Origin of the sequence: Novosphingobium sp. PhB57, assembly GCF_004342985.1 — a bacterium.
Taxonomy (GTDB): domain Bacteria; phylum Pseudomonadota; class Alphaproteobacteria; order Sphingomonadales; family Sphingomonadaceae; genus Novosphingobium.
The window spans coordinates 345,674-366,713 of the sequence record NZ_SMBO01000001.1; the positions used below are offsets into that span (position 1 = coordinate 345,674).

At 66.2% G+C, this 21,040-nt stretch carries 16 protein-coding genes; 13 read left to right on the top strand and 3 right to left on the bottom strand.

All coding sequences use genetic code 11. The features are described from left to right. Nucleotides 1-12: 12 nt before the first annotated feature. The 3 genes from EDF58_RS01510 to EDF58_RS01520 all read right to left on the bottom strand — a co-directional run bounded on the left by EDF58_RS01510 (nucleotide 13) and on the right by EDF58_RS01520 (nucleotide 3,222). Complete coding sequence (locus EDF58_RS01510; protein ID WP_165921314.1) at nucleotides 13-876, bottom strand: aldose 1-epimerase; 864 nt, start codon at nucleotides 874-876, stop codon at nucleotides 13-15. A gap of 171 nt (nucleotides 877-1,047) precedes the next feature. Next, nucleotides 1,048-2,232, bottom strand: coding sequence for a ThuA domain-containing protein (locus tag EDF58_RS01515; RefSeq protein ID WP_243654031.1), 1,185 nt, complete (start codon nucleotides 2,230-2,232; stop codon nucleotides 1,048-1,050). Between the two features lie 93 nt (nucleotides 2,233-2,325). Beyond that, a complete protein-coding gene (locus EDF58_RS01520; RefSeq protein WP_132262068.1) occupies nucleotides 2,326-3,222 on the bottom strand; it encodes a LysR family transcriptional regulator in 897 nt (298 codons plus the stop codon). Between the two features lie 255 nt (nucleotides 3,223-3,477). On the opposite strand from EDF58_RS01520, the gene EDF58_RS01525 reads away from it, so the two are divergent. The 13 genes from EDF58_RS01525 to EDF58_RS01585 all read left to right on the top strand — a co-directional run bounded on the left by EDF58_RS01525 (nucleotide 3,478) and on the right by EDF58_RS01585 (nucleotide 21,038). After that, entirely contained in the window at nucleotides 3,478-4,953 is a 1,476-nt protein-coding gene (locus EDF58_RS01525; RefSeq protein ID WP_243654032.1) for an efflux transporter outer membrane subunit, read from the top strand. Nucleotide 4,954: 1 nt separating this feature from the next. Beyond that, nucleotides 4,955-6,286, top strand: coding sequence for an efflux RND transporter periplasmic adaptor subunit (locus EDF58_RS01530; protein WP_132262072.1), 1,332 nt, complete (start codon nucleotides 4,955-4,957; stop codon nucleotides 6,284-6,286). A gap of 11 nt (nucleotides 6,287-6,297) precedes the next feature. Beyond that, complete coding sequence (locus EDF58_RS01535; RefSeq protein ID WP_132262074.1) at nucleotides 6,298-7,074, top strand: ABC transporter ATP-binding protein; 777 nt, start codon at nucleotides 6,298-6,300, stop codon at nucleotides 7,072-7,074. Next, nucleotides 7,074-8,282, top strand: a complete 1,209-nt coding sequence (locus EDF58_RS01540) for an ABC transporter permease (RefSeq protein WP_132262076.1) — start codon at nucleotides 7,074-7,076, stop codon at nucleotides 8,280-8,282. The genes EDF58_RS01535 and EDF58_RS01540 overlap by 1 nt, the downstream gene beginning before the upstream one ends. 12 nt (nucleotides 8,283-8,294) lie before the next feature. Continuing rightward, the gene (gene fabI, locus EDF58_RS01545) at nucleotides 8,295-9,059 is read left to right on the top strand and encodes an enoyl-ACP reductase FabI (protein ID WP_132262078.1); all 765 of its coding nucleotides are present in this window, start codon (nucleotides 8,295-8,297) and stop codon (nucleotides 9,057-9,059) included. Nucleotides 9,060-9,340: 281 nt separating this feature from the next. Further along, a complete protein-coding gene (locus EDF58_RS01550; protein ID WP_132262080.1) occupies nucleotides 9,341-9,604 on the top strand; it encodes a GlsB/YeaQ/YmgE family stress response membrane protein in 264 nt (87 codons plus the stop codon). Nucleotides 9,605-9,690: 86 nt separating this feature from the next. Next, nucleotides 9,691-10,698, top strand: a complete 1,008-nt coding sequence (locus tag EDF58_RS01555) for a L,D-transpeptidase family protein (protein ID WP_132262081.1) — start codon at nucleotides 9,691-9,693, stop codon at nucleotides 10,696-10,698. Between the two features lie 149 nt (nucleotides 10,699-10,847). Then, nucleotides 10,848-11,894 (top strand): 2-hydroxyacid dehydrogenase, encoded by a 1,047-nt coding sequence (locus tag EDF58_RS01560; protein ID WP_132262083.1) that lies wholly within the window; start codon nucleotides 10,848-10,850, stop codon nucleotides 11,892-11,894. 8 nt (nucleotides 11,895-11,902) lie between these two features. Beyond that, a complete protein-coding gene (locus EDF58_RS01565; RefSeq protein WP_132262085.1) occupies nucleotides 11,903-13,405 on the top strand; it encodes an L-lactate permease in 1,503 nt (500 codons plus the stop codon). 736 nt (nucleotides 13,406-14,141) lie between these two features. Next, a complete protein-coding gene (katG, locus tag EDF58_RS01570; protein ID WP_132262086.1) occupies nucleotides 14,142-16,358 on the top strand; it encodes a catalase/peroxidase HPI in 2,217 nt (738 codons plus the stop codon). Nucleotides 16,359-16,569: 211 nt separating this feature from the next. Further along, the gene (gene ahcY, locus EDF58_RS01575) at nucleotides 16,570-17,988 is read left to right on the top strand and encodes an adenosylhomocysteinase (RefSeq protein ID WP_207912788.1); all 1,419 of its coding nucleotides are present in this window, start codon (nucleotides 16,570-16,572) and stop codon (nucleotides 17,986-17,988) included. A gap of 207 nt (nucleotides 17,989-18,195) precedes the next feature. Beyond that, nucleotides 18,196-20,550 (top strand): PAS domain-containing sensor histidine kinase, encoded by a 2,355-nt coding sequence (locus EDF58_RS01580; RefSeq protein ID WP_132262090.1) that lies wholly within the window; start codon nucleotides 18,196-18,198, stop codon nucleotides 20,548-20,550. Next, entirely contained in the window at nucleotides 20,547-21,038 is a 492-nt protein-coding gene (locus EDF58_RS01585; protein WP_132262091.1) for a tRNA (adenosine(37)-N6)-threonylcarbamoyltransferase complex ATPase subunit type 1 TsaE, read from the top strand. Before EDF58_RS01580 ends, EDF58_RS01585 begins: the two co-directional genes overlap by 4 nt. Nucleotides 21,039-21,040 lie beyond the last annotated feature (2 nt).

The window sequence follows — 21,040 nt, forward strand, 5'->3', positions numbered from 1 at the left end:
GGCCCGACAGACTTATGCGGCAGGGGGCAGGGTTCGGGCGGAAAGGGTCATGCTGACGGTGGCGGTCTGGCCGGGTTCGAGCCAGGCCAGTGTTTCCGGGGCGCGGTTGATGGCGTCGGTGGCGTGGCTGACGGGCTCCACGCAGAAGTAGTCCTGACCCTGGGGCGTGAAGACCACCGTCGTCGTCAATTCCTCGGAAGGCGCGATCGTCAGGCCGAGGCCGCGTGCCGGCCAGTCGATTTCGAGCATGCCCTCGCGGCCGGTATAGGCGGTGTCGACGGCGCGGGTGTCCACGGATTCGCCCTGCCACCAGTCGATCGCTTCCTCATGCTCGTCAAGCGAACTCGGCAGGCAGTCAGGCGTGTTGTACCATTCTCCGCGATGCAGTCCGCGATAGACGGTTTCGGCGTCCCGGGGGAAATAGGGGTGGAAGCCGAGGCCCGCCGGCATCGGCGCATCGCCCAGGTTGGTGATGCTGAGCCTGTTGGTCAGCCCTTGCGCACCGAGTTCGAAGGTTTGCCGCGCGCGGTAGGGCCAGGGCCATTCGCCGCCGGGGTAAGTGTGCTCCAGCAAGGCGTGGTTGTCGTCTTGTTCGATTACCGACCAGGCCGTGAGCCAACCGAAGCCGTGCAGCGGATGGGGGTGGTCGGACCCCGGGAAGTTCGGCGCAATCGTGCCTTTGCGCGCGCCGGTGTTGAAGCGGCCTTTGGCGATGCGGTTGGAGAAGGGGACCAGCGGAAAGCTCCCGACATCGAAGATCGTGCTGCCGCAGGCGGGGCGCATCAGGGGTTCGCCATGCCAGTCCAGCCGCAGCACGGCGCCGCCGCGTTCCGGTGCCAGTTCGAGTCGATAGCCTTGCGCTTCGAGGATGATCATCGCTTCCGGTCCACTCCCATGGGACGCGCCTACCTTGTGTTTCGGGCCTGAACGTCCAGGTCTGAACTTACAGGCCCGATCTGCCTGCAAGATCGCGCGGCGGGTTTTCGGCGGGGTGGAGGTAGCGCTAACAAAGGGGGCGTGGCAAGACCCTGCCATGATCGGCAGCGATCATTCTCCTGCTACGCACGCCTTCCGCTGCGAAACCCAGGCCAGGGCGTTCTTCACCATCGTGCGGTATTCCGCGGTACTGTACGTTTCCGGACGGTGCCCGATCGCTGAGTAGAACATCCGGCCCTTGCCCAGGCACTTGCTCCAGGCGATCGGGTGGTCGCCCATGCGCAGGTCCTGCCCGCCCACGCCCTTGGGGGCGTAAGTGTTTTCGTCCAGAGTGGCCAGGACCGTGGCGCCGGCTTTGCGCGGATTGGTGGTGAACGAGTACCACTCGTCGTTCATCGTCCATTCCGCGGGAAGCCCCTTTGCGAGCGGTGAGGAAGGCGTTTCCAGCCGGACTTTCGCGTCCTGGAACTGGGGCGACATCGGATGGCCGGCGAAACGCGCGCCGATCAGGGTATCGGCGTACCAGTCCCAGAAATAGGCCGGATCCCCCGCTGAGCCATGGACGGCCAGGAAACCGCCGCCATTTTCGAGATAGGCCTGCAGGGCTTTGCGCTGGGTGAGGGTGAGCACGTCGCCGCTGACGTTGTTCCAGATCACCGCGTCGAAATTGCGCAGGGTCTCGGCGCGGATGGCCCCGCCCTTTTCGGTGGAAGTCACGCTCCAGCCGTTCTCCCGCGCGAGGTCAACGAAGAGGGCATGCGCGGCTTCCACGCCGGGGGTATCCTTGAAGCCGTTGATCTTTTCGAAGATCAGCAGGCGCGGCGCCCTGGCTGCGGATTTGCCTTCTGCGGATTTCCTGGCGGCGGGAATCTCCAGACGGTCGTCGTCGTAGCGCGCGCAGCGGGCCTTGCGATCGGCGTCGGTGACCGCCAGCTTGCGCAATTCGCCGTCGGCGCGGTCCACCGCATCGGCGGGCATGCCGAAGAACCCGGCGGCCTTGCGCAAAGTGAGAATGGCGGCGAAGCTGGGCGTCTGGGTGCCCATGAAACGCGGCGGGGCACGGTCCAGCGCGGCACCCATGTCACGCGAGACGATGGCTTTGGCCTCCGGGCTGAGCAGCAGGTCTATCAGCGGGGAATCCGCGGAGAACGGAGCATCGCGCAGCGGACAATCGAGCACGGCGGTGCCGGCCATCGTGGCTGGGGCAGGCCCTGCCATGGCCGAGACTGTAAATATCGACGCAGCAAAAAAGGAAGCGGCCAGCGCAGCGCAGGCTTTCAGGGTCCGTCTCATCATGGTTTCCAGCTCTCCCGGTCTGGTCCGTCCTGCCTAAAGCAGGGCCATGATTTGGCAAGTGCCACGAAGAGACCGATAGATCCGTTTCCGCCGCTATTCTCCGCGGTAGCGCAAGGCGTCCACCACCAGCCGGAACGCCGCCGAAGGCTGGCGGCGGCTGGGGTAATAGAGGTGGTAACCGGAGAAGGGCTGGCACCATTCGTCCAGCAGCGGCACGAGGTGCCCGGATTCGATGTGCGGCCTGGCGTAGGTGTCCATCATCATGGCGATCCCCGCTCCGTCGAGCGCAGCGCGCAGGATCATCGCCATGCTGTCGAAGGTCAGCTGGCCGTCGACGCGAACGGTCAATTCGCGCCCGTCCTTCTCGAACTCCCAAGCATAGAGATTGCCGCGCGAGCGGAAGCGCAAGTTGATGCACTGATGGCCGGCGAGGTCGTGCGGCGTTTCGGGGATGCCGTGCCGTGCGACATAGTCCGGGGAGGCGACCGGAACCAGCCGCGCATGCGGGCCGATGCGGACGGCGATCATGTCGCGCGCGATGGATTCGCCCAGTCGTACACCGGCATCGAAGCGCTCGGCGACGATGTCCACGAAGCCTGCGTCGATATTCAGTTCCACGTTGATGTCGGGATAGAGCGGCAGGAATCCCCGTAGCGCCGGCCAGATCACCGAATTGGCCGCGTGTTCCGAGGCTGTCAGGCGGACGGTGCCGGCCGGCTTGTCGCGCAGCTCGCTTACCGTGGCCAGCCCCATCGCGATCTCGTCCATGGCGGGGCGCAGGGTGCCGAGCAGCCGCTCGCCCGCCTCGGTGGGGGATACCGCGCGGGTGGTGCGTGACAGCAGGCGCACGCCCAGTCGCGATTCCAGGCGGCGGATCGTATGGCTCAAGGCCGATTGCGAGGACCCGAGCTTGGCGGCGGCGCGCGTGAAGCTGCCTTCGTCGGCGACGGCGATGAAAGCGGTGAGATCGGCGAGGTGTTCGCGTTGCATTGATGAGCGCTTATCATGACTGTCATGCGCTTGGCGACGGATAACGCACGGCCGCCGGGGATGGCGACAGCCGATGAAATTCCGTCGGAAAGCCGCGTCCCGTCGGAACGACGGTCGGGCTGCGGCGCCAGTGCCGATAGTCGGGAACCGCGGGCGATGACAAGACTTTGTAATTGCCGAAGCTTCTTCTTGACCTTTGTTCCCGAAACAGATCATCTTCGCCCTGGTCGAGGGATCACCTGGAGCCCGATGATTTTGCGAGCTGGATTCGATCGTTTCCTAATCGTCCCGCTCGCGGCAAGCCTGCTTGCCTCTTGCGCGGTCGGTCCCGATTACAAGGTCCATGGCGCGCCGGAACTTGGCGTGCCGGACCAGTGGTCCGTGACGGCGCCCCCGCAGGCCGAAGACCTGACGCGCTGGTGGCGCAACTTCGACGATCCCATCCTGACGCAATTGGTGGAGCAGGCGGCCGCCGCCAATCTCGATCTCGAACAAGCTGTGGCGCGCCTGCGCCAGGCGCGGGAATCGCTGGTGGTGAGCCGGGCCGCGCTGTTTCCATCCGCGAGCGGATCGGCCGGTGTCAGCCGGACCGAGGCGCTGCGCGGCGGCGGCACCGTCATCACCCTGCCGGACGGCACGGTCACGCAGACCGGCGGCGGGGGTAGTTCCAGCTTCTCGCTCGGGCTGGATGCCAGCTATCAGCTCGACCTGTTCGGCGGCAATCGCCGGGCGGTGGAAGCCAGCAAGGCCCAGTTCGAAGCCTCCGGGTTCGACTATGCCACCACTCTGCTGACGGTGGAGAGCGAAGTGGCGCGCAATTATGTGCTGGCGCGTGCCTATCAGGCCCAGCTTGCCAATTCGCGGGCCAGCCTTGCCATTCAGGACGACAATCTGCAGATCGCCGGCTGGCGCGTCATAGCCGGACTGGTGTCCTCGCTCGACCAGGAACAGGCCCGCGCCAGCCGCGCGCAGACCGCGGCGGGCATTCCGCAGATCGAGCAGCAATATAACGCCGCCGTCTCGCGCATCTCGGTGCTGACCGGGCAGGCGCCGGGGGCGGTGAAGCCGCTGCTGCAGACCGTCCAGCCGATCCCCAAGGGCCCCGGCCAGGTCGGCGCCGGCATTCCCGCCAACGTCCTGCGCCAGCGGCCCGACGTTCGTTCGGCGGAGCGCCAGCTTGCCGCCACCACCGCCCAGATCGGCGTCGCCAAGGCGCAGCTGCTGCCCCAGCTCAACATCAGCGGCAGTCTCGACACCAATGCGTCGAGTTTCAGCAGCTTGTTCGACACGATCACCGGCGGCCTGTTCGGCGGCATCAGCCAGGCGATCTTCAACGCCGGCCGGTTGAACGCACAAGTCCGCTCCAGCCGGGCGGCGGCGGACGGTGCCTTTGCCGCCTACCGTTCTTCGGTGCTGACGGCGCTGGAGGATATCGAGAACGCCGTGGTCGCCCTGAGATCGGCCGAGGAGCGGGAGCGGCAATTCGCCATCGCGCTCGATGCCTCGACCAATTCCGCCTTGCTGGCCCGTGCGCAGTATCGCAGCGGGCTGACCGACTTTACCACGCTCAACACGCAGGAAAGCGCGCTGATCTCCGCCCGCAACGGGTTGGTGCAGGCGCATTCCGACCGGGCGACCGCCCTGATCGCGCTTTACGATGCGCTCGGCGGCGGCTGGGATCCGACATCCGACTACACCGTGCTGGCAACCGAGCCCCGGGGAACCAACTGAGATGGCCGACGAAAAACTCGACGAATTCCTGGGTGCGGAAAAGAAGCCGGTATGGCGCCGCAAATGGGTGTTCTGGACTGGCCTGGTGGTGCTCGTCCTGTTCTCGCTCCTGCTCGTGCGCTGCTTCGGGACGACCGAGAAACAGAACTACGCCACCACCAAGGCCGAGAAGGGGCGTCTCGTCACCAGCGTCTCGGCCACCGGCAAGTTGGCGCCGACCACGCAAGTGACGGTGGGCTCGCAGCTTTCCGGCCTCGTCGTGAAAGTGCTGGTGGACGTCAATGACCGGGTGAAGGCCGGGCAAGTGCTGGCCGAGATCGACCCCGAGCAGATCGAGGACCAGATTCGCCAGGGCCAGGCCCAGTTGAACGCCAATCGCGCGCAAGTGGACCAGGCCAAGGCGACGCTGGCGGAATCGCAGGCCCAGCTGGCGCGGCTCGAGGAAGTCTCGCGCCTGTCCGGCGGGAAGGTGCCGTCGAAGACCGAGCTTCAGGCCGGACGCGCCGACATGCAGCGCGCTGCCGCAGCGGTGAAGACGGCGCAGGCCAATGTGGTGGCGGCCGAGGCCTCGCTGGCGCAGAACCAGACGCAGCGGGCGCGGGCGCGGATCATCTCGCCGGTATCGGGCGTGGTGCTGGCACGGCAGGTCGATCCCGGCCAGACCGTGGCCTCCTCGTTCAACACGCCGACCCTGTTCGTGATCGCCGAGGACCTCAGCGAGATGAAGCTGGAAGTGGCGATCGACGAGGCCGACGTCGGCACCGTGGCCGAGGGGCAGAGCGCCAATTTCACCGTGGACGCCTTCCCCGGCCAGACGTTCCCGGCGAAGATCACCCGGGTGGAAATCGCCTCCAACCTCACGGCATCTTCGGCCAGTTCCTCCAGCTCTTCCAGCAGTTCCACCACCAGCACGAGCGGTCAGGTGGTGTCCTATGCGGCCGATCTTTCCGTGGCCAACCCGGATTTCAAGCTGCGCCCGGGCATGACCGCCACGGCCGATATCGTCACTTCGGACAAGAAGGACGTCATGCTGATCCCGAACGCGGCTCTGTCCTATAGCCCGCAGGCGACCGGCAATGCCAAGAAGAAGGGCGGCGGCGTGACCGACGCGATCGGGTTCCGCCCGCCCCGCCGCGGCCAGCGCGCGGCCAAGAGCGCCACGCTCGACCGGGGGACGCGCCAGACGATCTACGTGCTGACGGCCGAGGGCAAGCCGCAGGCGATCGAGATCGTCACCGGCAGCACCAATGGCCAGCAGACCGAAGTGGTTTCGGGCGATCTCAAGCCAGGCATGCCGGTCATCACCGGCGAGCTTGCCGGGACCGGGAGCTGAGGGCAGGGCACATGGCCGGCAGCGCTCCCGTCGCCACCCCGATCATCTCGCTGCGGGGGATCACCAAGGTGTTCGGCACCGGGGCCACCGCGTTCCGGGCGTTGAAAGGCGTCGACCTCGACATCGCGGCGGGAGACTTCGTGGCCGTCATGGGGCCGTCCGGTTCGGGCAAGTCGACGATGATGAACATTCTCGGCTGTCTCGACGTATCGACCACCGGCGAGTTCCTGTTCCATGGCCATCACGTCGAGAGCCTCGACCGGGACCAGCGCGCCCTGCTGCGGCGCCGCTATCTGGGTTTTGTGTTCCAGGGCTTCAACCTCCTGGCGCGCACTTCCGCACTGGAAAACGTCGAACTGCCGCTGCTCTACCGGGGCGATGTCAAGCAGGACCGCCGCAAGGAGGCCATGGCCGCGCTCGACAAAGTGGGGCTTGCCGACTGGGCGGGGCATACGCCGGGAGAGCTTTCCGGCGGGCAGCAGCAGCGCGTGGCGATCGCGCGCGCCATCGTCACCAATCCCGAGGTCCTGCTGGCCGATGAGCCGACCGGCAACCTCGACAGCCAGCGCTCGGTGGAGATCATGGAGTTCCTCTCGGTGCTCAACCGCGATTCCGGGATCACCGTGCTGATGGTCACCCATGAGCCCGACATGGCCGAATATGCGCGGCGGATCGTCCACTTCAAGGACGGCCTGATCGACCGGATCGAGCAGGGGAACGGAGCGCCGGCGGCTGGGCTATCGGCGGCCGGGCTATCGGCCGCAACACCCGATGGCGTGCCGGGCTGATGCTGGGCACAATCTTCCTTCTCGCGCTGCGCTCGATCCGGCGGCACATGTTGCGCTCGCTGCTGACCATGCTGGGCATCGTCATCGGCGTGGGTGCGGTGGTCTCGATGGTGACCCTGGGCAAGGCGACGACGGCGGCGGTGACGCAGCAGATCGCCGCGCTGGGCACGAACATTCTCCAGGTGCGTCCCGGCCAGGGCTTCGGCCGTGGTGGCGGCGGTCCTTCCCCGCGCGATTTCGACCCTTCGGATATCGTGGCCATCCGCCAGCAGGTGGGCGGGGTCATGGCCGTGGCGCCGCAGGCTTCCTCCAGCGGAACCGCCATCTACGAAGGCGCGAACTGGTCCACCACGATCAACGGGACGACCTCGGACTATTTCAAGATCCAGCCCTGGCCCTTGCAGGAAGGCCGCCTGTTCAACGAGGACGAGGAAACCGCCGGCAAGTCGGTGTGCATCATCGGCTCGACAGTGAGCACCAACCTGTTTCGGAATGCCGACCCGATCGGCAAGCGCTTCCGCATCGGCAACGTGTCCTGCGACGTGATCGGGCTGCTGACCACCAAGGGACAGGCCGGCTTCGGCGGCGACCAGGACGACATCGTCATCATGCCGATCAAGACGGTGCAGCGCCGTTTCCTGGGCACGACGTCCATCCGCACGATCCTCGTCGGCGTCGATGACAACTATTCCACCGAGCAAGTCCAGCAGACCCTCACCAGGCTGCTGCGCGAGCGCCGCCACCTGACCGAAGGCAAGGACGACGATTTCAACATCTTCGACACCAAGCAGATTTCCGACACGCTGACTCAGACGACGACGATGCTCACTCAGATCGTTGCCGCCGTCGCTGCCATCAGCCTGGTCGTGGGCGGGATCGGCATCATGAACATCATGCTGGTCTCGGTGACCGAGCGCACGCGCGAGATCGGCATTCGCCTCGCGATCGGCGCGGTGGCCAACGAGGTGCTGCTGCAGTTCCTCGTGGAGGCGGTGGTGCTCTCCTGCCTCGGCGGAGTCATCGGTCTGCTGCTGGCACAGCTCGTGGTGGGCGTGGCCACGCCCCTGATGGGCCTGCCCTGGATATTCGATCCGGTCGTCAACCTGGGCGCCTTCGCGGTTTCGGCGGTGATCGGCGTGGTCTTCGGCTATTTCCCGGCGCAGCGCGCGGCCAGCCTCAACCCGATCGACGCACTTCGTCACGAATAAGGAGAGCGGCGTATGGCCGGATTGCCGTTACGCGGACTGATCGTGGGCATGGCGAACGACCAGTCTCTGGCCTGGGGCTGCGCCGAGGCGCTGCGCGCGGACGGTGCGGAGCTGGCCGTGACCTTCCAGGGCGACAAGGCGCGGTCCCATGTCGAGCCGCTGGCACAGGCCCTTGGCGCGCCCATCTTCCTGCCGCTCGACGTGACCGCGCCGGAGCAGATGGAGGCGCTATTCACCGAGATCGCCGCCCGCTGGGGACGGCTGGACTTCCTGCTCCACTCGGTGGCCTTTGCGCCCAAGCAGGACCTGCACGGCCGGGTCGTGGACAGCTCGGTGGAGGGCTTCACCAAGGCCATGGACGTGTCCTGCCACTCGCTGATCCGGCTTGCGCGCTTTGCCGAACCGCTCATGGCCGAAGGCGGCTCGATCCTGACGATGAGCTTCTACGGTTCGGAGAAAGTCGTGCCCGGCTACGGCCTGATGGGGCCGGTAAAGGCGGCGCTGGAGGCCAGCGTGCGCTACCTGGCCGACGAACTGGGGCCGACGGGCATTCGCGTCAATGCGCTGTCGACCGGGCCCGTCCGCACCCGTGCCGCGTCCGGCCTGTCGCATCTGGACGAACTGATCCGGCTGGCGGCGGAAAAGGCGCCGCTGCACCAGTTGGTGACGATCGAGCAGATCGGCCACATGGCGGCCTTTCTGCTCGGCCCGAAGGCCCGTTTCGTGACGGGCCAGACGATCTACGTCGACAGCGGCTACAACAGCGTAAGCGGTTAGGCGGCCTTTCGAGGATGCCGCGGCGGAACTGAAACAGTGAATTCGCGCGTCGTGGAATATCGCCCGGGTTCCGAATGCGCCGCGATCGCGGCGCATTCGGTAGAAACGCCTATGTATCTGTTGACGTTTTGAACAGACGGGCGCAGCTTCCTGTCTGACGGGTTCAAGGTTCGGATAAGTCGCCGATTTCATTCTCTTGGGCCCGGTATTTAAGATCTTCGCAGTCATTTCTACAGAGCAGTTGTCCCCGCGCGTCGCGAGGAATTGGTCGGGAGAACGTCATGGGCTGGATTATCGCATTGATCGTTGGCGGCATCGCCGGCTGGCTTGCCAGCCTGGTCATGAACCGCGATGCCTCGATGGGCATCTTCTGGAATATCGTTGTGGGCTGCGTGGGCTCGGTGATCGGCAACCTCATCGCCAACCAGTTCGGCATTGGTGGATCGGTGAAGGAATTCTCGATCGTGGGCCTCCTGGTCGCTTTCCTGGGGGCGGTGGTCCTTCTGGCAATAGTGAACCTGGTCCAGCGCGGCCGCGTGCGCTGATCGAATGCCGACCTGCTCCGGGCCGCGGCGCGGAGCAGGTCGGCACCGGTCCGGGCGGCGCGAACTCATCTGCTACAGGGATTTCGATGCGACTATTGAAGGTGCCGGTGCTTTGCGCATCGGCGGTCTGGTGGATGGCCCTGGCGGCGGCACCCGCTCATGCGCAAGGCGCCAAGGCGACGTCCCCGCCTGAATTCGCGCGGCGCATGGAGCACCTCAAGCCCGGCGAATGGGTCTGGGCGCCGGACGTTTCGCCAACCGGGCCGATCATGGTCTATGTGGACCTCTCAAGGCAGATCGGCATCGTCTACCGCAACGGCGTGCGGATCGCCGCGACCACGGTCTCCAGCGGCAAGGCGGGCCATGCCACGCCCACCGGCGTGTTCACGATCCTCCAGAAGGACGCGAAGCACCGGTCCAGCACTTACAACAATGCACCGATGCCCTATCAGCAGCGCCTGACCTGGGACGGTGTGGCGCTCCATGCCGGGGGACTTCCGGGCTATCCCGAAAGCCATGGCTGCGTGCACATGCCCTATGGCTTCGCGAAGGAGCTTTTCGCCATCACCAAGCTGGGCGTGACGGTCGTGGTGGAAGGCGATGCCGAGAAGCACGTCCGCACCAGCGACAACAGCCTGCTCGTCCCCTTCGACGACAAGGGCCGGCCGGTCGATCGCACTCCGCTGTCCGGCGGGGAGCAATATCGCTGGCGCCCGCAACTAGCGCCCAGCGGGCCGCTGTCGATCATCGTCTCCAAACTGGACCAGCGGGTGGTCGTGCTGCGCAACGGCATCGAGATCGGCCGCAGCGTGGCCGAAGTGAACGATGACGATCCCGGCTCCCACGTCATCACGATGATCCTGCGGGACGGCAAGCCGCGCTGGGTCTATGTCGGCCTGCCCGGCCACGGCGATGACGAAGGGCGCGAAGTGGACGAGGCGATCGTCAATCGCCTGCGCCTGCCGCGGCCCTTCTACGAGAAGGTCAAGGCGCAGCTCGCGCCCGGCACGACGATCCTGGTCACCAATTCGCGCGTGGCCGAAGGACCGCCCGAGCACCTGACGGTGATCGACGCGGTCATGCCCAAACCCTGAACCTTACTGGTCTCGCTTCACGCCTCGGGATGGGGTGTGCATGCACCGGGCTGACCGGAGCGGCGCGGTCTGCCGAACCCGGCTCTTCCGGTTGTGCGGACCGATTGCAGTGGTAATCTGAAAATTGTCCTGATGACAGGAGGACTTCCTTGAAAGTTGCGGTCTTCAGCACGCGTCCCTACGATCGCGAATTCCTTGACAAGGCCAATGACGAGGCCGGTGCCGGTCACACGTTGTTCTATCTGGAGCCGCGCCTGAATTCGCACACCGCCCATCTGGCGCGGGGCCATGACTGTATCTGCGCTTTCGTGAACGATCAGCTTGGGCGCGAGGAACTGGAAATCCTGGTCGCCGGCGGAACGCGCATGATCGCGCTGCGCAGTGCCGGGTTCAACAATGTCGATCTCGACACCGCTCGCGAACTGGGCCTGCGCATAGGCCGCGTTCCCGCCTATTCACCCGACGCCATCGCCGAGCACGCCGCGGCGCTGATCCTTTCGCTCAACCGCAAGATCCACAAGGCCTATGCCCGCGTGCGCGAGGGCAACTTCGCCCTCGAAGGCCTGCTCGGTTTCGATCTCAGGGGCAAAGTGGCCGGCGTGATCGGCACCGGCAAGATCGGCATCAACTTGGCCCGCATTCTCAAGGGCTTCGGCTGCGAGGTGCTGGCCAGCGATCCTTTCGAAACCCCGGAACTCACAGCCATCGGCGGCCGCTATGTTCCGCTGGACGAACTGCTGGCCCGCTGCGACGTGATCAGCCTCCATTGCCCGCTGACGCCGGACACCCATCACCTGATCGGCCGGGAGGCGATCGGCCGGATGAAGCGCGGGGTCATGCTCATCAACACCAGCCGCGGCGCGGTGATGGATGCCCGCGCGGTGATCGCCGGGCTGAAGAGCGGGCAGGTCGGCTATGTCGGGCTGGACGTCTACGAGGAAGAGGAGGACCTGTTCTTCGAGAACTTGTCCGACCGGGTGATCCGCGACGACGTGTTCGTGCGGCTGATGACGTTTCCCAACGTGCTCATCACCGGCCATCAGGGCTTCTTCACGCGCGAGGCGATGACCGCCATCGCCGGCACCACGATCGACAATATCAGCACGTTCGAGCGCAGCGGCGCGCCGCGCCATCCCGTGCCGCCCGAGCCGGACCTCGTGCCGCAGGAGCCGCTGGCCGCCGGGCAGGGGGACTAGCCCCGCCGATGGCCGCGCTGGCGCTCGTTCCGATCCTGGCGCTCGTGTTCCTGATGACGGGGCTGCGCTGGTCGGCGGCGGCAGCCGGTACGGCCTCGGCCGTGATCGCGGCGATCGTCTCGGTCGCGGCCTTCCAGTTCGGAGACACGCCCGCCGATCTGGCCGGGCCCGTGCTGGAGGCCGGCTTCACGGCAGCGACGATCCTGTGGATCGTGTTTCCCGCGCTCTCCATCCACGAATACCAGATGCGGACCGGCGCCACCGGGGTGATCGGGGAGTGGTTGTCGTCGATCTCGTCCGATCCGGCGGCCACGGCGCTGCTGGTGGGCTATTTCTTCGCGATGTTCCTGGAAGGCGCCTCGGGCTTCGGCACGCCGGTGGCCATCGTCGCGCCGATGCTGGTCGCGCTGGGCGTGGCGCCGGAGCGGGCGCTGCTGGTCGCCCTGATCGGCCATGTCGTGGGCGTTTCCTTCGGGGCGGTGGGCGCGCCGATGGTGCCGCTGGTGGAGGCCGGGCCGGTCGACGAGCGGCGGCTATCGCTGGCCATCCTGCTGCTCCATGCCTGCATCGGCTGGAGCCTGGCGCTCATCGTCGTGAGGCTCGGCAGTGTGACGCTGCGGCACGGCGGCGCCGCTTCGTGGCAGGTGGCGGCAATGGCGGCGGCCTGCTTCTTCCCGGCGGCCGCCTTGATTGCGGGGCTGGCCGGGCCCGAACTGCCGACGCTGGGCGGTGCGCTGCTGGGCGGGGCCCTGTTCATCGTCTGGCTGCGCCGCGGAGCGCCGCCGACAGCGCGGGCGCAAGGGCCGGAGACGAAAGCCTTGCTGCGCGCCGGATTGCCCTATCTTCTGCTGGTCGCACTCATTCTTGCCAGCCGCCTGATCGATCCGCTGCGCACGGCCCTGCGGTCCTATCATGTCGAGTGGACCTACCGGCAGGGCTTCGGCGACCAGATGCTGCCGTTCTACCACCCCGGCACGATGCTCTTGCTGGCCTTCCTGCTGACGGCGCTGATCAACGGCTTTCGCCCGCGCCTCGTCGCCGGGTCGATGCTCGCCGCGCTCCGCCGCCTGCCGCAAGTGGCGATTGCGCTCGTCTCCGTGCTGACCCTGGCGCGCTTCATGGTTCACGGCGGGCTGATCGATGCGCTGGCCGTTGGGGCGACCGGCCTGTTCGGTCAGGCCTGGCCGCTCGCCGTGCCCCTGGTGGGGGCGCTGGGGTCGTTCGTGACGGGATCGGGAACGGCCTCCAACATCATCTTCGCGAACTTCCAGGTGGCCGCGGCCGATGCCGTGACCCTGCCGCACTGGCTCGCGCTGGCGGGGCAGAGCCTCGGTTCGGCTATCGGCAACATCATGGCGCCGCACAACATCGTGGCGGGCACGGCGACGGTCGGATTGGTCGGGCACGAGGGGAGGGCACTCGCCCGCACGGCGCCGATCTGCCTTGCCTATGCGCTGGCGGGCGGGGTGATCGTGCTGATCGTGCGTTGGGCCTTGGGCCTGCTCACCTAGAATTGTTCGGGGAATTTCAGTCATGTTGCAGTGATATCTTGGTATGCTGCAGTCATGTCATTTGCTGATGTCTTGGTTAATTCAGTAATTCTTCACCGATATCGCCTGAGACGATGTTGAGTATTATGTCTTGCGGGTGTAATAATCCCGGCTGATAGCGAGCGCGACATGATCACGAACCTCTCTTCCTCCGGCATTGCCACGCGGGTTTCCCGCCGCAGCAGGGCGGCAGGCCGGGGTTGGGAGCAGCGACGTGATCGTCCCAGAGATGCGGGAGGGCCGCGGCCTTCCCCCCAGGCGTGCAACGGCGGGTCCTGACCTGCCTTTGCCACTTCCGCCTCCTGTCCACATGTCCACCGAGAGCGACAGGAGGCGGAAAAACGCCCGGCCCGGCATCTCGTTCGATCGGTGCCGCGAACTTCGCGGGTCACGATCTTTCGAACGGACTCTCATCACTTTCCCCCCGATCGATGATCGGAATTTTGCGTGAGCCGGCAGGCGTGCGGCGCTTGATCGTGGCTGCATATCTGGCAAGCTGCAGGCGGTGCCGAAGGGCGCCGGGAGAGTGGCCTTGCCGGGTTTCAGGCCCGGTTGGAGACGACAAGGGTTTTCAGGATCGGTCTGGAGCGGGCGCGCCCGTGGCCAGTCGATAGCGCGCCGGATGGTGCGGCGCGGACAGTTCCAAACCGTTCGATGACAGGACGGAATCGACAGACCCGACCGGAAGGAGAATGACATGGACGCGAAGACCAGCGGCTGCCCGATGCACGGCGAGCCGGTAAGATCGCTGCTTGGCCGCACCAACCGTGACTGGTGGCCCAACCAGCTTTCCCTCGACATCCTCAGCACCAGCGGCGCCAGCGCCAATCCGCTCGGCGACGACTTCGACTATGCCGCCGCTTTCAAGTCGCTCGACTATGCGGCGCTCAAGGCAGACCTCACCGCGCTGATGACCGACAGCCAGCCCTGGTGGCCGGCGGATTACGGGCACTACGGACCCTTCTTCATCCGCATGGCCTGGCACAGCGCGGGCACTTATCGCACCGGCGACGGGCGCGGCGGCGCCTCTTCCGGCAACCAGCGCTTCGCCCCGCTCAATTCCTGGCCGGACAACGCCAATCTCGACAAGGCGCGGCGTTTGCTCTGGCCGATCAAGCAGAAGTACGGCGCCAAGCTGTCCTGGGCAGACCTGCTGATCCTCACCGGCAATGTCGCCATCGAATCGATGGGCGGCCCGACTTTCGGCTTCGGCGGCGGGCGAGAGGACATCTTCGAGCCTGAAAAGGACGTCTACTGGGGCACCGAGGAAGAATGGGTGGGCCAGGGCGCCGAGACACGCATCCAGCCCGAAAAGGAGATGGCGCTCGAAAACCCGTTGGCCGCGATCCAGATGGGCCTCATCTACGTCAATCCCGAAGGTCCCGGCGGCGATCCCGACCCTGTCGGCTCGGCCCGTGACATCCGGGAGACGTTCGCGCGCATGGGCATGAACGACGAGGAGACCGCGGCGCTCACGGCGGGCGGCCATACTTTCGGCAAATGCCATGGCGCCGGCGATGCGGCGAAAGTGGGCGCCGAACCGGAAGGCGCGGACATCGCGCAGCAGGGCCTCGGCTGGCAGAGCGGACACGAAAGCGGTTTCGGCGATCACACGATCACGTCGGGTCTCGAAGGCTCGTGGACGCCTACGCCGATCCAGTGGGACATGAGCTTCCTGCACATGCTGCTGGACTACGAATACGAACTCGTGCGCAGCCCTGCCGGCGCGCAGCAATGGCAGCCTGTCGCCCAGAAGCCCGAGGACATGGCGCCCGGCGCACATAGCCCCGAACGCCGCGTGCCGACGATGATGACCACGGCCGACATGGCCTTCAAGGTCGACCCCGAATATCGCAGGATCCTGGAAGGCTTCCGTGCCGACCCGAACCACTTCGCGGATGCTTTTGCGCGCGCCTGGTTCAAGCTCTGCCACCGCGACATGGGTCCCAAGGCGCGTTACCTCGGGCCGGAAGTTCCGGCGGAAGACCTGCTCTGGCAGGATCCGATCCCGGCCGCCGACCATGCTGCGATCGGAACGGCGGACGTGGCCGTGCTCAAGCAGAAGATCCTCGCTTCGGGCCTGACCGTGGGCGAACTGGTCTCCACCGCCTGGGCTTCGGCATCGACATATCGCGGGTCGGACCACCGCGGCGGCGCCAATGGCGGCCGTATCCGCCTTGCCCCGCAGAAGGATTGGGAGGTCAACGAACCCGAGAAGCTCGCGAAAGTCCTCAAGGTCTACGAAGGCATCAAGGCTGAATTCGACGGTTCGGCCGGAGGCAGGAAAGTCAGCGTGGCCGACCTCGTCGTGCTGGGCGGCAACGCCGCGATCGAGAAGGCCGCAGCCGATGCGGGAACGCCCGTGGATGTGCCGTTCCTGCCCGGTCGCACCGATGCCACGCAGGAGCAGACCGATGTGGAAGGCTTCGCGGTGCTGGAACCCCGCGTCGACGGCTTCCGCAATTACCTGCAGGTGGCCTTCACCGTTCCGACCGAGGAACTGCTGATCGACCGGGCGCAGCTCCTTGGCCTCAGCGCGCCGGAGATGACGGTTCTGGTCGGCGGCCTGCGGGTGCTGGGCGCCAACTACGGCGGCTCGAAGGACGGGGTCTTCACCGATCGCGAAGGGCAGCTCACCAACGACTTCTTCGTCGGCCTGCTGGATATGGGCACGGCGTGGAAGCAGGTGGACGACCAGGCCGACGAGACGTTCGTCGGTACCGACCGCGCCAGCAACACGCAGAAGTGGACGGCAACGCGGACGGACCTGGTGTTCGGCTCCAACTCCCAGCTTCGCGCGCTCAGCGAAGTCTATGCCTGCGCCGATGCAGGGCCGAAGTTTCTCAAGGACTTCGTCTCGGCCTGGACCAAGGTGATGAACGCGGATCGGTTCGATCTGGCCGGAAAGGCGTAAGATAGCGGAGCCCTCGCGAAGGCGGGGGCTCCCCTGCCTTCTGCGAGCGAATTTGCCTCCTCGGGCGGATTTGGCGAACAGGCGGGAAGCCATATAAAGATATCTTTATATTTGCGTCGCGAAAGCTGACGGGGTAGGGACCATGCATTCGAGACGCCGGGCTTTGCCGTTCGGCGTCTCCACGCAACGTCCAACGTACCAGGAGCTTCCCGTGGCCACTGCCCAGATCGCCCACGACTACGCCATTACCGATATCTCGCTTGCCGATTTCGGCCGCACCGAGATCAACATCGCCGAAACCGAAATGCCGGGCCTGATGGCGCTGCGCGAGGAATTCGGCGCTTCGCAGCCGCTCAAGGGCGCGCGCATCACCGGCTCGCTGCATATGACGATCCAGACCGCCGTGCTGATCGAGACGCTGGTCGCGCTCGGTGCCGACGTGCGCTGGGCCACCTGCAACATCTTCTCGACCCAGGACCACGCTGCCGCCGCCATCGCTGCTGCCGGTATCCCGGTCTACGCGATCAAGGGTGAATCGCTGGCCGATTACTGGGACTACGTCGGCAAGATCTTCGACTGGTCGACCGAAGAGAACCCTGACCTCACTGCCAACCTCATCCTCGACGATGGCGGCGATGCCACCATGTTCGCGCTCTGGGGCGCCCGCGTCGAAGCCGGTGAGCCGCTGTTCGAGCCCACCAACGCCGAAGAAATCGAATTCGTCCGCGCGCTGAACGCCTTCCTCAAGGCGAAGCCGGGCTACCTGACCGCTTCGGTCAAGGCCATCAAGGGCGTTTCGGAAGAAACCACCACCGGCGTTCACCGCCTTTACCACCTCGCCAAGGACGGCAAGCTGCCGTTCCCCGCGATCAACGTGAACGATTCGGTCACCAAGTCGAAGTTCGACAACCTCTATGGCTGCAAGGAATCGCTGGTCGACGCGATCCGCCGCGCCACCGACGTGATGCTGGCCGGCAAGGTCGCTTGCGTTGCCGGCTTCGGCGACGTCGGCAAGGGTTCGGCTGCCTCGCTCCGCAACGGCGGCGCCCGCGTGATGGTCACCGAAATCGACCCGATCTGCGCCCTTCAGGCCGCCATGGAAGGCTATGAAGTCGTCACCATGGAAGACGCCGTGAAGCGCTGTGACATCTTCGTGACCGCTACCGGCAACGAAGCCGTCATCACCGGCGAGCACATGGAAGCGATGCGCGACAAGGCGATCGTCTGCAACATCGGCCACTTCGACAGCGAGATCCAGATCTCGGCGCTCGACAACTACGACTGGAAGGAAGTCAAGCCGGGCACCGACCTGGTCACCTTCCCGGACGGCAAGCAGATCATCGTGCTCGCCAAGGGCCGCCTGGTGAACCTGGGCTGCGCCACCGGCCACCCCAGCTTCGTCATGTCGTCGAGCTTCACCAACCAGACGCTCGCGCAGATCGAACTCTTCGTCAAAAACGACGAATACAAGAACGAAGTCTATGTGCTGCCCAAGCACCTCGACGAGAAGGTCGCCGCGCTGCACCTCGAAAAGCTGGGCGTGAAGCTCACCAAGCTTTCGAAGAAGCAGGCCGACTACATCGGCGTGCCGGAAGCCGGTCCGTTCAAGCCGGACCACTACCGTTATTGATGCTTTCGGTAGGGAATGCCCATTCGGGCATTCCCTATGCGGCACCGGCCCACGCCCCCACCCGACCTCCCATCAGGATACGCTAGTGGGAGGTCGGGTGGGGGCGTGGGCCGGTGCCGCAAGCCTTCGACGGATGTCGAAGGCGTACTAAACACAGACGTTCTCCCCATTGTCTTTGCGAGCCGGGACAAGCATAGCCGTTGGTGAATGGACCAGGATCGCCTCGTACCCCTCCTGATCGGTCTCCTGCTCGCTGCCTGGATGCTGGCGGCGGCCTGGGCCGTGCTTACGGCGCGCAGCCGACAGAAGCGGGCTGAAAACCAGCTTCGCTCCGCGCGGCGCCTTGGCCGCATGGTCGAGGAATCGCCCGCATCTCCGCTGCTTGTCCGCTCCGACGGGCGAATCGAAGCCAGTCCGCGCCTGGCGCAGTGGCTGGGGCTGGACGAAGTGCCGCAGTTCCTGTCCGAACTCGACACGGGCGAGCGGGGCTTGCCGGCAGAGAAGCTGGAAGAGCTGACCGAGGCCGTACGCCGCACCCAGAAGACCGCGACGCCCTTTCGCATGGTGCTGACTCCGCGCGGTTCCACCCGGTCGCTGGCGCTGCGGGGGCATCTGGCCGACCCGCAAGTCTCGCCCGGCGGCGCCGCGCTGGTCTGGGTCTTCGACTTTTCCGACAGCGAGACCGAACTCACCCGCCTGCGCGACGAAGCTTCGCGGGCGAGGGGGGATTTCACCGCGCTGGTCTCGCTGATCGAGGCGGCGCCGATGCCGATGTGGTTCCGCCGTCCGGACGGCGAACTGCAACTGGTCAATTCGGCTTATGTCGCCGCGGTCGGCGGCGACAGCGCGCAAGGCGTCGTGGCCAGCGGGACCGAACTGGTCGAGAACGTCGATGGCCTCACCCCGGCGCAAGTCGCGCGCGTCGCGGCCGACAAGGGCTCGCCGATCCAGCGCATCGTCTCGACCACGATCAACGGCCAGCGCCGCGCGATGCGCGTCAGCGACCTGCCCCTGGGCGAGGACGGGGTCGCGGGATACGCGGTCGATATCGAGGACCTTGAGGAAATGTCGCGCTCGTTCCGCGCTTTCCGCGAGGCGCAGCGCGGGTTGCTCGATCAGCTTTCGGCAGGCGTGGCCCAGTTCGACGCCAAGAAACGCCTGACGTTCGCCAACCAGCCGTTCCAGCGCCTGTTCAAGCTCTCGGCGCAGGCCATGCAGGATCTTCCTGCCTTCGAGCGCCTGCTCGATGCCGCGCGCGATGCCGGGCGCGTGCCCGAAGCGCGCGATTTCCCCGCCTGGCGCCGTGAGAAGGCGGCCTGGTTCGCTTCGGGTGAAGCGAGCGAGGAAGCCTGGACCCTGGCGGACGGCACGCACTTGCGCATCGTCGCCCAGCCGGTGCCCGATGGCGGGCTGATGCTGATCGCCGAGGACCGCACCGAGCAGCTGCGCCTGTCGGCCGTGCGCGATACCCTGCTGCGCACCCGCACGGCCACGTTCGACAGTCTGTTCGAATCGATTGCGGTCTTCGCGCCGGACGGGCGCATGCAGATCTGGAACCGCCGCTTCGCCGCCGACTGGGGGCTCGACAGCGACTTTCTCGACACCCATCCGCATATGCAGGACCTGCTCAAGAAGATCGCGCCGCGCCTCAAGCGGCCGGCCGAAGCGGAGACGGTGGGCAGCGTCATGCGCACCGCCACGCTGGACCGGGCGCAGAAGGGCGGCCGCATCGCGCTGGCCGACGGGCGCATGCTGGAGTTCGCGGGCGTGCCGCTGCCCGATGGCAACGGGCTGCTGGCCGTGCTCGACATTACCGATTCGCAGAAGGCCGAGGCCGCGCTGCGCGAGAGCAATGCGGCGCTGATCGAGGCGGATACGATCAAGACCCGGTTCCTTGCCAAGATGAGCTACGAACTGCGCACGCCGCTCACCTCGATCGGCGGTTTCGCCGAACTGCTGGAGGCGGGCGTCGGCGGCGAGCTTTCGGACAGCGGGCGCGAATATATCGAGGCGATCCTCACTTCCGTGGAAGCGCTGGGCGATCATATCGACAGCCTGCTGGATCTTTCGCAGGGCGAAGCGGGGCTGCTGCCGCTGAAGAAGGAAGAGATCGACCCGATGCCCTTCATCCGCTCCGTGGTGGAGGAGCGCGCGTCGCGGCTCCAGAAGGCGGGGCTGGTGCTGGATCTTCAGGCGAGCGGCCTGCTGCGGCCGATTTCCGGCGATCGCAAGCGGCTTGCGCGGGCCGTCGGCCATCTCGTCGACAATGCCATTGCCGCTTCCCGGCAGGGCCAGCGCATCCTGGTGCAGCTCGGCCGCCGCAAGTCGGGTGACGGGGAATGGCTCCAGATCCTGGTCCAGGACCAGGGGGCGGGGATGGACAGCCGCAGCGTGGCCCTGGCGCTTGACGGCATGAAGGCCAGCGCCGACGGCAAGTCGGTGGAGCGCAGCCAGGGCCTTGGCCTGCCGCTCGCGCGCCAACTGGTCGAGGCGCATGGCGGCGCGCTGCGCCTCGCTTCGGAGCCCGGCCAAGGTACCAGCGCGCTGGTGGAGCTTCCGTGAAGATTGCATTGCCCGACCTTGCCGCGATGGAACGCTTCGGCCGCGCCATTGCCGACCGGCTGCGCCCCGATGACGTCGTCGCCCTCACCGGCGGTCTCGGCGCGGGCAAGACAACGCTCGCCCGCGCCATCATCGCCGCCCTTGGGCACGAAGGCGAAGTGCCGTCGCCGAGCTTTGCCATCATCGAGGTCTACGATCCGCCGCAGGGCGACGTGTCTCCTGCAGGCCAGCCCGATTCCGGCCGTCCGGGCGTGCGCCTGCCGCTGGTCCATGCCGATTTCTACCGGCTCCAGGATCCGTCCGAGGCCGATGAGATCGGGTTGGACGACTATCGGCAGGGCGCCGTGCTGCTCGCCGAGTGGCCCGATCATGCGGGCGGCTTCGCCCATGAGCCGGCCTGTCTCTCGATCACGCTGGAAGTTGCGGGCGACGGGCGGACCGCCATTGTCGAGCCGGGGCCCGATTGGCGGGATCGCCTTGGGTTCTGATT

Bases quoted from the DNA above. Each gene is read 5' to 3' on its own strand.
- EDF58_RS01510 (WP_165921314.1), bottom strand. From the start codon at position 876: ATGATCATCCTCGAAGCGCAAGGCTATCGACTCGAACTGGCACCGGAA.
- EDF58_RS01515 (WP_243654031.1), bottom strand. From the start codon at position 2,232: ATGATGAGACGGACCCTGAAAGCCTGCGCTGCGCTGGCCGCTTCCTTT.
- EDF58_RS01520 (WP_132262068.1), bottom strand. From the start codon at position 3,222: ATGCAACGCGAACACCTCGCCGATCTCACCGCTTTCATCGCCGTCGCC.
- EDF58_RS01530 (WP_132262072.1), top strand. From the start codon at position 4,955: ATGGCCGACGAAAAACTCGACGAATTCCTGGGTGCGGAAAAGAAGCCG.
- EDF58_RS01535 (WP_132262074.1), top strand. From the start codon at position 6,298: ATGGCCGGCAGCGCTCCCGTCGCCACCCCGATCATCTCGCTGCGGGGG.
- EDF58_RS01540 (WP_132262076.1), top strand. From the start codon at position 7,074: ATGCTGGGCACAATCTTCCTTCTCGCGCTGCGCTCGATCCGGCGGCAC.
- fabI (WP_132262078.1), top strand. From the start codon at position 8,295: ATGGCCGGATTGCCGTTACGCGGACTGATCGTGGGCATGGCGAACGAC.
- EDF58_RS01550 (WP_132262080.1), top strand. From the start codon at position 9,341: ATGGGCTGGATTATCGCATTGATCGTTGGCGGCATCGCCGGCTGGCTT.
- EDF58_RS01555 (WP_132262081.1), top strand. From the start codon at position 9,691: ATGCGACTATTGAAGGTGCCGGTGCTTTGCGCATCGGCGGTCTGGTGG.
- EDF58_RS01565 (WP_132262085.1), top strand. From the start codon at position 11,903: ATGGCCGCGCTGGCGCTCGTTCCGATCCTGGCGCTCGTGTTCCTGATG.
- katG (WP_132262086.1), top strand. From the start codon at position 14,142: ATGGACGCGAAGACCAGCGGCTGCCCGATGCACGGCGAGCCGGTAAGA.
- EDF58_RS01580 (WP_132262090.1), top strand. From the start codon at position 18,196: ATGGACCAGGATCGCCTCGTACCCCTCCTGATCGGTCTCCTGCTCGCT.